The sequence below is a fragment of the Limnobacter thiooxidans genome, from assembly GCF_036323495.1.
Classification (GTDB): Bacteria; Pseudomonadota; Gammaproteobacteria; order Burkholderiales; family Burkholderiaceae_B; genus Limnobacter; species Limnobacter thiooxidans.
The window spans coordinates 1,145,714-1,158,523 of sequence record NZ_AP028947.1 but is presented as its reverse complement, the minus strand read 5'-3'; the positions used below and the strand labels follow the sequence as shown (position 1 = coordinate 1,158,523).

The window sequence follows — 12,810 nt, the reverse complement described above, 5'->3', positions numbered from 1 at the left end:
TTTCTTGAATGTGCGAAAAGGCAAGCCCACTGACCAGGCAGCCCAACAGCGACAGCATGCGCGCACCAGCCACGGCGCTGAAGCCCTAAACATGCAGTGGTACCAGCAGCACCAGACCCAGCTCAAACGCCAGCGGTACAGTCCCATTCAGAGCCACTGCCACACCCAGTCACCGCCGGGTTCAAGGCCAATCGGCAGCGACATCCCGATCGCTTCGCCTTTCAGAAAACCTGCCCGTTTGAATTCACACGCCACGTTCGGCTGCAAGCCGACAACACACTCGACCATCCCTTTTTGTCGAGTGTGTTGAGTCAGTGTGAAATTCAAAAAGGGAAAAACAGGTTTTCGGCAAGCGATTGGGGTTCGCGCCGAGTGGAGCAAAATTGAACCATGGCAGCAGCGCCGAGCGAATGGGCAATAACGCTCATCACGCCGCCGGTCCTGGATCCATGCCTTTCGGAATGTCCGAATCACCTGGCACTTCAACCAAATGCCCCCTGCCCTCGGCCAGCGCATAAACATAAGCCAGCAATTTGGCCACAGCTGTGTACAAGGCACCGGGAATTTCCTGCTCCAGTTCCACATTGGAATACAGGGCACGGGCCAGTGGTGGTGCTTCTACCATAGGTACTTTGTGTTCCTTGCCCACTTCACGAATTTTCAGGGCCAATGGGCCGATACCCTTGGCCACCACGCGTGGCGCACCTTTGCCGTCCTTGTCATACTTCAAGGCCACAGAGTAGTGAGTCGGGTTGGTGACGATCACATCGGCGTTGGGAACAGAAGCCATCATCCGCCGACGAGCTGCTTCGCGCTGCATGCTGCGGATTTTTCCTTTCAGGTGGGGGTCACCCTCAGACTCTTTGGACTCACGCTTGAGTTCTTCCAGATTCATGCGCAGACCTTTGTAGTAGCGCCACAACTGGTAAGGCACATCAATGGCCACAATCAGAAGAAACACAATCGACAGAATCAAAGCGTCTTTGATGGTAATTCGCGCGGTTTCGGCCATGCCATGTTCAAGCGGCATCGCGGACAACTGGGTAAATTCACCAAGGTCCTGCATCAGCAGCAGATACCCGACCCCGCCCAGCAGCACCGTTTTGAGAATGGCTTTCACCAGTTCGGCCAAACCATTGACTGAGAATATATTCTTCAGTCCAGTGATTGGATTCAACTTGGAGAACTTGGGCTCCATGGGCGTGGTGGACCAATTCAGTCCACCCAAAGCCACGTTCGCCAGAATGGCGGCAACCACGACCACCAGGAAAAGCGGCACCAGAATGACCAGGCTTTCCTGCAGCATGGACACCCACTTGAGCCCCATGTATTTGGTGTCAAATGCATGCTCACGCTCAAGCATTAAACCCTGACGCATCAGCTTTTCACTTTGCCCAACCAGCTCACCGCCCATGGCATACAGCAGGCCGACCCCGGACAACAGCACCGCACCACCACCCAGTTCTCTGGACCGGGGCAGATTGCCTTCCTCTCGCGCTTTACGGATCTTCTGTTCCGACGCGGGTAAGTCTTTTTCCTGATCTGTTTCTTCGGCCAAAGCAGCACCTGGGGTATTGGAATGTTCTTATTATGAAAACAGTCCGCCCAAATCAAAACGGCGAATTGAGCAGGTAACATGAGGCTACTTATCTGGAAAGGTTTCCACACATGCACTACGACCCGAGCGCGGCCCTGGCCCGAATTGACAAAGACACGGGTTTGATGACCCTGCTGATCACCGTATTCATCAAGGAATGTCCCAAATACATCTCGAAGCTACAGGCCGCCTGCGACAACCAAGACCTGCATGCACTGGGAGACGCGGCACACAATGTGAAAGGTGCCAGTGCTGCAATTGGCCTGGACGTAGCGTCCAGCCTTGCAGAAGAACTTGAAGTGGCCTGCCGCCAATCGGGTGTCAAAAGTATTGCGAGTTTCGAGACGAGTACAGCCAGGCTGGTCGACATACTGACTCAGTGCCCTGAATTCCTGAATGTCTGGATCAAGAGCAATCCATAAAAAAAAGCCGCAACTTGGTGCGGCTTTAAAACGGACCCCTATCCGCAATTCTCTCGCAGGGCGATCAGTCCTTGATCAAAAGCTCCGGGCTGAAGCCCAAGCGAATTCCACCCCAGTGTTTGCCGTCGATTTCAATGGGCAGTGACAAATCATTCAACACCTCACCGGTGTCACGCCGGTAGGTCTGCAAAAGCCAGGGCATCAGATTCTGCGCAGCACGCAAACCCACCGGGTCGCTGAACATGCGCTTGTCGCGGCTTTCCACCAGGTCTGTCTTCAAATCGCCGGTCAATGGACGTGAATACTTGCTGTTGTGCGTGGGCGCATAACCTTTGCGATCTACACAAAGCGAAAACACCGAACCCGGCACATTGGTCACCAATTGATCATAGGCGCCTTGCAACTGGCGTTCAACCGCTTTGTCATAGCAGGTGCTGTATTTCTGGGGGTTCGAGTTCGGAATGGCCCTGTAGGTCTCATCAAAAATGTCGTGGCCGTTGGACATGGCGTCCACCAGAATCTGCTTGCATTGCTCACGCGCAACAATGGCCTGCTCGATGACTTTTTCATAAGCCCCTTTTCCAATCTTGAAACGCGCCACCAATTCCTTGATTCGGTCAGTTGCGGCAGCCAACTCTGAACTTGATTTTTCCGATTCCTGGGTTTGATTGATGACCGACTGGGCTGTTTCACGAATTTCGGAAGCTTTTCCGGATACTTCTTGATTGATCTGCTTGACCGCCTGAACCTGCTGAGTGACGTCATTGATCTGCACACTCATTTCATCAAAACTTTGAACCATTCCGGAAAACTTGCTCGATGAAGTGCTGATTGTTTTCTGACCTTTCAGGATGCTCTGGTTGATTTCACGGGTTTCGCTCTGGGTTTCATCCACGAGGCTGAGCATGGAAGTGATGTTGCCACGAATTTCGCCTGTGGCAGACTTCACACGCTCGGCCAGGCCGCGCACTTCGTCAGCCACAACGGCAAACCCTCGCCCCTGCTCACCCGCACGCGCCGCTTCAATGGCTGCATTCAGTGCCAGCAAGTTGGTTTGGTCTGAAATATCGTTGATCAGTTTGACAATGTTTTCAATGCCTTTGCCCGTATCGGCCAACTTTTCAACAGTTTGCCCAAAGCTGCTCAAACTGCCTGAAGCCATATTCATTTCTTCTGCAACGGTCAACAACTCGCGGTAGGAGGAATTGACGGTGTGCAAGTGCTCAGCCGTGGCACGGGACAAATAGTTTGCACTGTTGGCCACATTTTCCATGGCATTGGATGCCAGATCAGCCGCCTGAAAAATCTCTGTGGTGATGCTGCCTTGTTTGTCTGCGGTACGGCTGGCGTCTTTAAGGCTGCCGGAAACACGAACCGATTCCATCGACACCTGTGCAGTCATTCTGCGAATCTCATGAATAAGGTCACGCAAGCGAACCATAAAGGCATTGTAGTTTTCAGCCAGCTCACTGAGCTCATCCTGAGTCACTGTGGGCAAATTCACGGAGAGGTCACCCTCACCGTTGGCCAATTGATCCATTCGGTCGCTGAGCAGATGAACCGGGCGAACAATGAGGTGTCGCAGGTAAAAAAATGCGCCCGCACAGGCCAGCAAAGTGGCACTCAGGGCCACGCTGAGCATCCAACGAAAATCGCCAGCCTGTTCAGGCGAGAGCTTGCCTGTAACCCAGCTGTAAATCGCAACATAACCCAGCAACACCACCACAGCGATGGCAGCCATGTTGCCCAATAATTTTCGAGTGAGTGTGTAGAAAAAACTTTTCTCAATCGATCTGTAAAGCGAACCCATCCTGCCTACTCCTCTGCCATTGTGGCTATTTTCGATGTCATTGGCATTCACTGCCCATGATTTGATTATCGAGTAGCTAACCCAAATGCATTAGGTTTAGGAAAAGAGTAAAAACACCCTTGTTCTTGAAGTAACAGTTAAACAATGAAAATTCCCCGAACGGGGTAAAGACTGCAAGTCCGCGTGCGGACTTGCAAAAAGATTTTTTTACAGCTTGCCTTCGATCAGTTCACGTAGTTCGAGCACCAGGACCAGGAGACCCTCGCCCGACAAAGTGGCACCGGCCACGCCTTTGGGCTTGACACCATCCAGCGGTTTGATCATGACTTCGTCCTGACCCACCATGGAATCAACAGCCAGTATGCAGGCCTTGTTGCCGCTGATGGCCAGAACACCCACCTTGGGTGTGGGGCTGCTTTCGCGACCAATCAGTACAGCGAGGTCGAGCAAGGGAATCACTTCGCCGCGCACCACCATTGTGGGCTTGCTGCCGACATACTGAACCTTGTCTTCTTCGATGGGAATGATTTCCCGTACGCAAGACAACGGCAAGGAATAAATCTGTTCCTCCAGCTTGAGCATCAACACAGGCAGGATAGCCAGTGTGAGGGGCAACAAAATGGTGATGGTCGAACCCTGCCCCGGATCAGATTGAATTTCAATACGGCCGTTCAGGCGCTGGATATTGGTTTTCACCACGTCCATGCCCACTCCACGCCCCGAGATGTCCGAGATCTGGTCCTTCGTTGAGAACCCTGGCAGGAAGATCAGCTGCAGGCTGTCCTGCACACTCAACTGCCCTGCTTCCTCGGCGTTGATCAAACCCTTCTCAACCGCTTTTTCGCGAATGATTTCAGGACGCATGCCACGGCCGTCATCCTGAATTTCAATCACGATGTGGTCGCCGGTTTGGCGTGCTGACAGGTTCACAATACCTTTCGGATTTTTACCGCAGGCAATTCGGTCTTCAATGGTTTCAATGCCATGATCAACCGCATTGCGAACCAAGTGGATCAGGGGGTCGTTCAGTTCTTCAAGGATGGATTTGTCCACCTCGGTTTCTGCGCCTTCAATGACCAGTTCAACATCTTTGCCCAACTGGCGAGACACATCACGCGCCAAGCGGCTGTATTTCTGAAACACCCGGCCCACGGGCTGCATGCGGGCTTTCATCACCGCAGACTGCAAATCGGACACCAGCATGTCCAACTGACCCATCACTGTGTCCAGTGATTTGATGGCGTCTTCGTTGGAACCGCTACCCGCAATGGTTTGAAACAGACAATTCAACCTGTTTTTGGTCAAACCGATTTCACCGCTGAGGTTCAGGATCTGGTCAAAACGCGCTGTATCAACGCGTATCGTATTTTCTTTCTGCACAGCTGCAGCCGGGGCTGCGGCTTTGGCTTTGGGGGGTGCTGCTTTGGGGCGCACAGCCGCTGCAGCCTGACGTGAGATGGCAGCAGTGACCATGTCAACACTCAATGCAGCCTGTTCCAGCTCACGGGGTGGAACACCCACGGCCGCCTCGTACAGAGCCGCCCAATCCAGTTCATCTCCAAAGAAATTATCGTGAGCCAATGCGGTTGAACCCAATGGGCTTGCAGGCTCATCAGCGATGAGTGTGGGCTGCAGTTGCTCAACGGGAGCGGCTGCAACTGCGGGCGCAGCGGTTCGCCCATGAATCGCGTCATCCAGCGCATCCAGCAGCTCAACAGGGGCTGCGCCTGGCTGTTGACCATTGCGCATTTCACCAAACATGCGGTGGACTTCACCGGTTGCCGCCATGATGGAATCCATCATTTCCGCATTCAGCAACAGCTTCTTGGCTCGCAGCAAGTCAAACAGGTTTTCTGTCTTGTGACACAGTTCAACCAGGTGGGTGGCCTCTAAAAATCCGGCACCACCCTTGATGGTGTGAAAGCCGCGAAAAACGGTGGCCAACAACTCGGCATCTTCGGGGCGCTGTTCCAGCTCCACCAGTTTGCTGTCCACGTCTTCCAACAAGTCGCCTGCTTCCGTCAGGAAGTCCTGCAGCAGTTCGACGTCACTGAATGCACTCATCTGTATTCTCCCACTTCAGCCTGGTTGTTTGTGTTGTTAGAAGCCGAGGCTTTCCAGCAGGTCATCGACCTGACTTTGATTGCTGCATACATCGGCACGACCTTCCGCGTTGATGGCAGGGCCATTCAGGAATGTTTCTTCAACCTGTTTGCGTTGGTCGGGCGGTGTGGTATCCAGCAGCAGCTGTACCAATTGTTCTTCAAGGCCTTGCGCCATGTTGCCAATGCGGTTGACCACTTGACCTGTCAAGTCATGGAAGTCCTGCGCCATCATGATGTCGGTGAGGTGACCACCCATCTGGCTGCTGTTTCCGGCAATTTCCTTCATGAACTCGCGGTTCTCGCGGGCATGTGACTTGAATTCCTCAAGGCTCATTTCATGGTTGTATAACCGGTCCCATTGCCTGTCCAGTTCAGCAGCGCGGGCGGCCATGTCATCGTTCAGTTTCTGCGAAGCTTCGACAGCACCCAGCACCTTGTCGGCGGCCTTGCCAGTCAGCTCTGCAATGTAATTCAGGCGTGCACGCGCATCAGGCAAAGAATTGACTGCGCTTTCCACGCTTTTGTCGTAGCCCAGTTCGCGAAGCGCATCATGCAGCTTTCGGGTCAGTGAGCCGACCCGGCGAAAGACATCGTGGGGTTCTTCGTTCAAGGGTGTTTCATTGAAGGAAACGCCCGATTCTGGCTCGGCCGACGCAGCGGTTACCTGCGCCACCGGTGCTGGAGCCTCAACAGGGCTGTCGTCCCAAACACGTTGTTCGGCGATTTCATCAAACAACGCTTCCAAGTCGACGTTGTCACCACTTTTCAGATTTTCCGGATTCATCGTTGCGACCTCTCCATTCCTGTTTTATTGGTTTTAGACAGACATCTTCGCGACGATCTTGCCCAGCTTTTCTTCCAGAGTGGCCTTGGTAAAAGGCTTGACAATGTAACCATTGGCACCCATCTGGGCGGCGGTCACAATGTCCTCTTTTTTCGCTTCTGCGGTCACCAGCAACACCGGCAGATGTTTCAGTTCGGCATCGGCTCGTATGTTCTGAAGCAGCTCAAAACCATTCATATTGGGCATGTTGAGGTCACTGACCACAAAATTGAAATTGCCGTTCTTCAGTTTGGCCAATGCGATTGCGCCGTCTTCCGCTTCATCCGCATTGTTGTAGCCAATTTCCTTCAACAGGTTGCGTACGATTCGACGCATGGTCGAAAAGTCGTCAACAATCAGGATTCTCAGGTCTTCGGGATTCATGCTTTCTCCTTAAGCTGGGTGAAGCATTGAGGTAACCATCTGCGCCAGTTCTTCGGGATGGAATTTGCCCACATAGGCATCCACACCAACTTGCTGACCCAACTTCTTGTTTGCCACGGATGACAACGATGAATGCATCACCACTGGAATACCCTTGAAGCGGGCATCCTCCTTGATGTGACGCGTCAACACATAGCCGTCCATCTCGGGCATTTCTGCATCGACCAGAATGAGGGAAACGACATCGCGCAGATCCCGGTTTTCCTGTTCTGCACGTGTGGCAATGTTGCGCAGTTTTTCCCACGCTTCACGACCATTGATGGCGCTTTGGTAAGGCAGGTGCAACTTCTCGAGGACTTCCGTGATTTTCTTGCGGGCGATATTGGAATCGTCTGCGAAAAACACCGGATAAGGATGATCGGGTCGCATTGAATCCATGTTGGGCACGTCGCCTTCACCAATCACTTCACCCAGAATCTGTTCTACATCCAGGATTGACACCAGCTTGCCATCGGGCAGCTCGGTCAAGGCCGTGATCATGGCGCTTTGGGCTTGCCCGATGCTTTGCGGCGACTTCACCTGTTCCCAGTCCACACGAACGATTCGATCCACGTCCTGAACCAGAAACGCCTGGGTGTGTGAAGAAAATTCGGTGATGATCAGCTTGGTGCGCTGCTCGCCATTACCCATGTGCAGGCATTGCGCCAGGTCAATCACCGGCAATATGCTGCCGCGCAGGGAAATAATGCCTTCTACGCCCGGTGGCATGTTCGGTGTGCGTGTGATGGGCAAGGTTTCGCACACTTCACGCACCTTGAACACGTTGATTCCAAACACTTCAGTGGAACCGAGGGAGAACAGAAGCAATTCCATTTTGTTGGAGCCTGCCAGCCGTGCCTTCTCATCGATCATGTTCATCAAGCGGTAATCGTTTTGCATTGTTTGTTACTCCTGACAGTTCATCTGTTTTCGGTTTTCAAATTCATCTTTTTACTGTTCCCGCGGGAACGGCAAGCCTTCGATTTTCGGCACGGGTGGCAACTCAATCTGGTTGGGGTCTTGCCCTTCATCCAGGTTCGCTAGCGCCCTGACTGCGTCTTCTGCACGCTTGTTCATCACTACAATTGCGATACGGCGGTTCACTGCTGCGTAGGGGTCTTTCTCATCCAGCGACACTGAAGAGGCCAAACCAACAACCCGCAACATTTTTGAATCCGGCATTCCGGCCAGGGTCATCTCGCGACGACTGGCATTGGCCCTGTCTGCCGACAGCTCCCAATTGCTGTACCCCTTGACACCCGCCGCATACGGCGCTGCATCGGTGTGGCCTGACAAACTTAATTTGTTGGGGACCTTGTTCAGCAACTTGGTCAAACTTCTTAAAATGTCTTTCATGTAGCTGTTCAGCACGGCACTGCCTGAATCAAACATGGGGCGATTGCGTTCATCCACGATCTGAATCCTCAAACCCTCTGGCGTAATGTCCAGAATGATTTGATTTTCAAACTTTTTCATCAACTCTGATGCGTCGATTAGGCCCTCTATTTCCCCCTTTAATTCAAGCAAGCGACGGGCTTCTGCCCGTTCGAATGCCTCGTTGGCGGAACCGTTGGCCGAGTTCTTTTCATTGCCGCCACTCTTGATTTGTCCCACCGAGCGTGTCAGGTCTGTACCCCCAGCATCAATAATGCTGGTTGCAGTTCCAGATCCGGGACCCCCTACAAGGGCAACTTTCAAGGGGGAGTTGAAATAATCCGAGATGCCTTTAAGATCATCTTCTGCAGTGGAACCTAGCAGCCACATCAGCAGAAAGAAAGCCATCATCGCCGTCACAAAGTCGGCATAGGCAATTTTCCAGGCACCACCGTGATGGCCATGCCCGCCTTTCTTGATCTTCTTGATGACAATGATTGGACGTTCTTCGTCAGACTTCGCCATGGTGCTTGTTTGTCCTTACTTGCCTTTGGTGTTCTTCACGTGCTCTTCAAGCTCGACAAAACTTGGGCGTTCGGTGGAATACAGCACCTTGCGACCGAACTCCACGGCCAGCGCTGGCGAATAGCCATTGAGGCTTGCCAGCAAAGTGGTTTTGACACATTCAAAAGGCTTGGATGATTCTGCAATTTTGTGATTGATGATGCTGGCCAGTGGCCCGACAAACCCGTAGGCCAACAAGATGCCAAGGAAAGTCCCCACCAAGGCTGCTGCGATCATGACGCCCAGCTCAGCGTTGCTGACCTGCCCCACCGAGCCCATCACGTGCACCACACCCATCACCGCAGCCACAATGCCGAAAGCAGGCAAACCATCTGCCATTTGCTGGACTGCCGCCTGCGGTGTGTGTGCTTCCTGGTGGTGGGTTTCAAGTTCACCATCCATCAGGTTTTCAATTTCCATCGGGTTCAAATTACCGCTGACCATCAGTCGCAGGTAGTCGGTCAAAAACTCGACAATGTGATGATCTGCGAGTACTTCGGGGTATTTTTGAAACAGCGGGCTTTGCTCTGGCTCTTCGACATCGCCTTCAATCGACATCAAGCCTTCTTTGCGAACCTTGGTCAGTACTTCATACATCAGAGCCATCAGCGACATGTAGAAGGCCTTGGTGATTGAACTGGGTTTGAATGCGCCGGCCATGGCCTTACCTGTGGCCTTCAGAATGTTGGGAGTGTTACTGACAACCATGGCACCCAGTGCACCACCACCGATGATCAGGATTTCCACGGGCTGCCACAGGGTGATCAAATGTCCGCCCATGAAGGCGAAGCCGCCTAACACACAGGCCGTGACGATCACGAATCCGATTGCTACTAACATGGGCTTGGGTTCTCTGTCTAAAAATGGTTTTTGTGTATAGGTATTGTCGGCAGAATTTGTAAAATCTTTTGTCTGAATAAAGTGGCTTTTCTAGGCGATTTCAAAGCATGGGGCTTGCTGGTGAAACACGACACAATCGTTTGCTCTAGCCGCTTTGGGGGCTATGAATTGAAAAAGGCCAGCAACAATGGCTGGCCTTTACGAGTATGAGAAACCCCCACTGCAGACCCGGAAGAGACAGAGGGTGGGAGGATGCAACCGGACCTTTTGTTGCAGCGGGGGTAAACGGCAAGCCCTGCTCCCGCGGGCTTTTGCCGGACTTTTAACTCAGGCTTCTACGCTGGCTTCTTCATTGAAGAAGCGGTCCGCTGCAGATTGCCTGGTCTTTCCGGCACGTGAGGGCATGTGGCACAGGCCACACACATAATCATTGACCAACTCATAGGTGTGAACCACAAAGCGGCCGTCACATTCCTTGCAGGCTGTGGTGGTCAACATGCCTGCATCAAAAAACTTGACCAAACGCCAGGCGCGGGTCAGGGACAACACCTCGGGCAGTCCCAAATGGGTAACCTGCTCCAAGTACATGCGATAGGCCTTGATAATGGCTTCGATGTCTTCAATGTCGGTGCTTTTGATCAAGGTCTGGTAAATGTTGATGAACAGCGACGAATGGATATTGGGTTGCCAGGTCATGAACCAGTCTGTCGAAAAAGGCAACATGCCCTTGGGCGGCGATTTGTGCTTGAGCTCTTTGTAGAGCTTGAGCAAACGTTCACGGGACAACTGGGTTTCCGATTCCAGCACCTGCAGCCTTGCATCCAGTCGAATCAGCTCGGTGGCCAAACGGATTTGTGCTGCTTCATCAATAATTGATTTGACTTTTGCCATGATTTTCTGACCCCTGTCTGATGTCAAAGTTGGGTGCCTTTATTGTTTTTGTTACACCCTCATTTTTAACTTATTACGCTGTAACGCCAACCGCCTTGCCAGACATGATGATGGCGGCATGCATTCCAGACACGCTGCGATCCTTGGTGTGGCTGGTCAACAGGTTCCAGACCACTTCATCATCAAAGCGGAAGCGACACATCAACATGTTGCTGGAGGCAATTCTCAGCACCTGTGCCGTGGTCAGTTGGTCGATCAGGTCGGCCACTTCCTCGGAAATACCCAGGCGGAAAGTAGCTTCGGCACGGTCTTCGCGAATCAGCTGCTGTGCTAGCAGCAAATAAGAAAGGTTGGTTTCACGAATTTCGTCAAGCAAGCGAGTAGCTTTCATGTGTGTATTCTCCAGTTCAGTCTCAGTTTTACGGCATCCCAATTTCGCACTGTGGTGTCTAGTCACAGTTGCAATTCCCTGATACGAATCATCGTCCTGAAGCCAGTTTTCATGAATCATCCTGCTTCTATTGATTCAGTCACTTCTCTGGCAATCCGCATGTAGGAAAACGTCTTACACCCTCACTATCGGGGAAAGGACTCGGTGAAAGGATCACGGTTTGGGGGGATCCCCCCATCCGTTCGAGTCACAAAGTGTTGCCCCGTCTGAGGTGTTACGACAAACGCACCCCGAACTTTAGGGGGTAAAAAGAATATTTTTTATTTCTCACACCAACCCTAAAGTTTTAATTCCAGCAATCGATAACAGGACACAAGGCAGCGCACAACGGTGCTCGACACTGAAGGCGACTGACCGATGAACTCAATACAATTGCTTGGAGAAATATCATGCTAGGAATCAATACCAACGTTGCATCGCTGACCGCCCAGAAGAACCTGTCAGGTTCAGGCATCGGTTTGAACAACTCAATCGCCCGCCTGTCTTCTGGCCTTCGTGTCAACAGCGCCAAGGACGACGCAGCAGGCCTGGCCATTGCAGAGCGTATGCAAGCGCAAATCAGGGGCTTTGATGTGGCGGGCCGCAATGCCAACGACGGTATCTCTCTTCTCCAGGTCGCTGACGGCGCCATGGGTAAGATGACAGACAACCTGCAGCGCATGCGTGAATTGGCTGTTCAAGCCAAGAACGGCACCCTGAACGACACCGACCGCGTGAACCTGAACCGTGAATACACGGAGCTGGCCAACGAAGTGGACCGCATCACCACAGGCAGCACCTTCAACGGCAACAACCTGTTTGATGCAGCCAACCAGACACTGAGCTTTCAGGTGGGCACGGGCAACGCCACCACCGACACTCTGGAATTGAATTTGACCGACGACGGCTTGAGCACAGGCAACGACCTGACCACCATCCTGACCGGTGCAGCCGCTGACATTCAGGCCAACCTGGGTTCAATCACCGACGTGGCCAACGCCACCACGGCGATTGACACACTGGACGCCTCGATTGATGCGATCACCGGTATTCGGGCAGTGGTGGGCGCGGGCCAAAGCCGCCTGGAACAGGTAGCTTCCTTTGCCGACACCTCCAGCACCAACCTGCAGGCCGCACGCGGACGCATCATGGATGCAGACTTCGCCAAGGAAACAGCGAACCTGACCCGTTCACAGATTTTGCAGCAGGCTGGTACCGCCATGCTGGCCCAGGCCAACCAGTTGCCCAACAACGTACTGAGCCTGTTGCAGTAAACAAGGATTTGATTGAATCACCTGTTGTATGAAGTCCAAGCAGCAACCTGCGATCTGATTCCTGATAGCTGGTTGTTTTAAAGGGGGTGGGAAGCATCCACCCCTCATTTTTTGCTTGCAGCTGCCGGGATACAGATTATCTTTTTCTTATTTAACAATATGAAAAAGATAATCTGTTTTTTTTATTAAATGTAAAAAAACAAATTGAAAAATATTTCAAAAATAAGCTAAATATTCATCCCCCAAAGACGTTATAT

Annotated in this window: 13 protein-coding genes; 2 read left to right on the top strand and 11 right to left on the bottom strand. The window is 52.4% G+C overall.

What is annotated here, in order from left to right:
• Nucleotides 1-147 precede the first annotated feature (147 nt).
• Both RGQ30_RS05310 and flhB read right to left on the bottom strand, forming a co-directional pair.
• Nucleotides 148-288, bottom strand: coding sequence for a hypothetical protein (locus RGQ30_RS05310; protein ID WP_298217759.1), 141 nt, complete (start codon nt 286-288; stop codon nt 148-150).
• A gap of 139 nt (nt 289-427) precedes the next feature.
• Nucleotides 428-1,558, bottom strand: a complete 1,131-nt coding sequence (flhB, locus tag RGQ30_RS05305; RefSeq protein WP_130556913.1) for a flagellar biosynthesis protein FlhB — start codon at nt 1,556-1,558, stop codon at nt 428-430.
• Nucleotides 1,559-1,668: 110 nt separating this feature from the next.
• Between flhB and RGQ30_RS05300 the strand changes: the two genes are divergently transcribed.
• A complete protein-coding gene (locus RGQ30_RS05300) occupies nt 1,669-2,019 on the top strand; it encodes an Hpt domain-containing protein (RefSeq protein ID WP_130556914.1) in 351 nt (116 codons plus the stop codon).
• A gap of 64 nt (nt 2,020-2,083) precedes the next feature.
• Here RGQ30_RS05300 and RGQ30_RS05295 read toward each other — a convergent pair whose 3' ends face one another.
• The 9 genes from RGQ30_RS05295 to flhD all read right to left on the bottom strand — a co-directional run bounded on the left by RGQ30_RS05295 (nt 2,084) and on the right by flhD (nt 11,240).
• Complete coding sequence (locus RGQ30_RS05295; RefSeq protein ID WP_130556915.1) at nt 2,084-3,829, bottom strand: methyl-accepting chemotaxis protein; 1,746 nt, start codon at nt 3,827-3,829, stop codon at nt 2,084-2,086.
• Nucleotides 3,830-4,036: 207 nt separating this feature from the next.
• Nucleotides 4,037-5,893, bottom strand: a complete 1,857-nt coding sequence (locus tag RGQ30_RS05290) for a chemotaxis protein CheA (protein WP_130556916.1) — start codon at nt 5,891-5,893, stop codon at nt 4,037-4,039.
• 36 nt (nt 5,894-5,929) lie between these two features.
• A complete protein-coding gene (locus RGQ30_RS05285; protein ID WP_130556917.1) occupies nt 5,930-6,718 on the bottom strand; it encodes a protein phosphatase CheZ in 789 nt (262 codons plus the stop codon).
• A 33-nt stretch (nt 6,719-6,751) separates the two neighbouring features.
• Complete coding sequence (gene cheY, locus RGQ30_RS05280; protein WP_130556918.1) at nt 6,752-7,141, bottom strand: chemotaxis response regulator CheY; 390 nt, start codon at nt 7,139-7,141, stop codon at nt 6,752-6,754.
• A 9-nt stretch (nt 7,142-7,150) separates the two neighbouring features.
• Nucleotides 7,151-8,080, bottom strand: coding sequence for a chemotaxis protein (locus RGQ30_RS05275; RefSeq protein WP_130556919.1), 930 nt, complete (start codon nt 8,078-8,080; stop codon nt 7,151-7,153).
• A 51-nt stretch (nt 8,081-8,131) separates the two neighbouring features.
• Entirely contained in the window at nt 8,132-9,079 is a 948-nt protein-coding gene (gene motB / locus RGQ30_RS05270; protein WP_130556920.1) for a flagellar motor protein MotB, read from the bottom strand.
• Between the two features lie 15 nt (nt 9,080-9,094).
• Entirely contained in the window at nt 9,095-9,958 is an 864-nt protein-coding gene (gene motA / locus RGQ30_RS05265) for a flagellar motor stator protein MotA (RefSeq protein ID WP_130556921.1), read from the bottom strand.
• Between the two features lie 327 nt (nt 9,959-10,285).
• Entirely contained in the window at nt 10,286-10,849 is a 564-nt protein-coding gene (gene flhC / locus RGQ30_RS05260; protein WP_130556922.1) for a flagellar transcriptional regulator FlhC, read from the bottom strand.
• A gap of 73 nt (nt 10,850-10,922) precedes the next feature.
• On the bottom strand, nt 10,923-11,240 hold the full coding sequence (gene flhD / locus RGQ30_RS05255) for a flagellar transcriptional regulator FlhD (protein WP_130556923.1): 318 nt from the start codon (nt 11,238-11,240) through the stop codon (nt 10,923-10,925).
• Between the two features lie 449 nt (nt 11,241-11,689).
• Between flhD and RGQ30_RS05250 the strand changes: the two genes are divergently transcribed.
• Nucleotides 11,690-12,553, top strand: coding sequence for a flagellin N-terminal helical domain-containing protein (locus RGQ30_RS05250; protein WP_130556924.1), 864 nt, complete (start codon nt 11,690-11,692; stop codon nt 12,551-12,553).
• Nucleotides 12,554-12,810: the final 257 nt, after the last annotated feature.

Coding starts and splice junctions, on each gene's coding strand:
- RGQ30_RS05275 (WP_130556919.1), bottom strand. CDS start 8,080: ATGCAAAACGATTACCGCTTGATGAACATGATCGATGAGAAGGCACGG.
- RGQ30_RS05290 (WP_130556916.1), bottom strand. CDS start 5,893: ATGAGTGCATTCAGTGACGTCGAACTGCTGCAGGACTTCCTGACGGAA.
- RGQ30_RS05300 (WP_130556914.1), top strand. CDS start 1,669: ATGCACTACGACCCGAGCGCGGCCCTGGCCCGAATTGACAAAGACACG.
- motA (WP_130556921.1), bottom strand. CDS start 9,958: ATGTTAGTAGCAATCGGATTCGTGATCGTCACGGCCTGTGTGTTAGGC.
- flhC (WP_130556922.1), bottom strand. CDS start 10,849: ATGGCAAAAGTCAAATCAATTATTGATGAAGCAGCACAAATCCGTTTG.
- flhD (WP_130556923.1), bottom strand. CDS start 11,240: ATGAAAGCTACTCGCTTGCTTGACGAAATTCGTGAAACCAACCTTTCT.
- RGQ30_RS05310 (WP_298217759.1), bottom strand. CDS start 288: ATGGTCGAGTGTGTTGTCGGCTTGCAGCCGAACGTGGCGTGTGAATTC.
- motB (WP_130556920.1), bottom strand. CDS start 9,079: ATGGCGAAGTCTGACGAAGAACGTCCAATCATTGTCATCAAGAAGATC.
- RGQ30_RS05250 (WP_130556924.1), top strand. CDS start 11,690: ATGCTAGGAATCAATACCAACGTTGCATCGCTGACCGCCCAGAAGAAC.
- cheY (WP_130556918.1), bottom strand. CDS start 7,141: ATGAATCCCGAAGACCTGAGAATCCTGATTGTTGACGACTTTTCGACC.
- RGQ30_RS05285 (WP_130556917.1), bottom strand. CDS start 6,718: ATGAATCCGGAAAATCTGAAAAGTGGTGACAACGTCGACTTGGAAGCG.
- RGQ30_RS05295 (WP_130556915.1), bottom strand. CDS start 3,829: ATGGGTTCGCTTTACAGATCGATTGAGAAAAGTTTTTTCTACACACTC.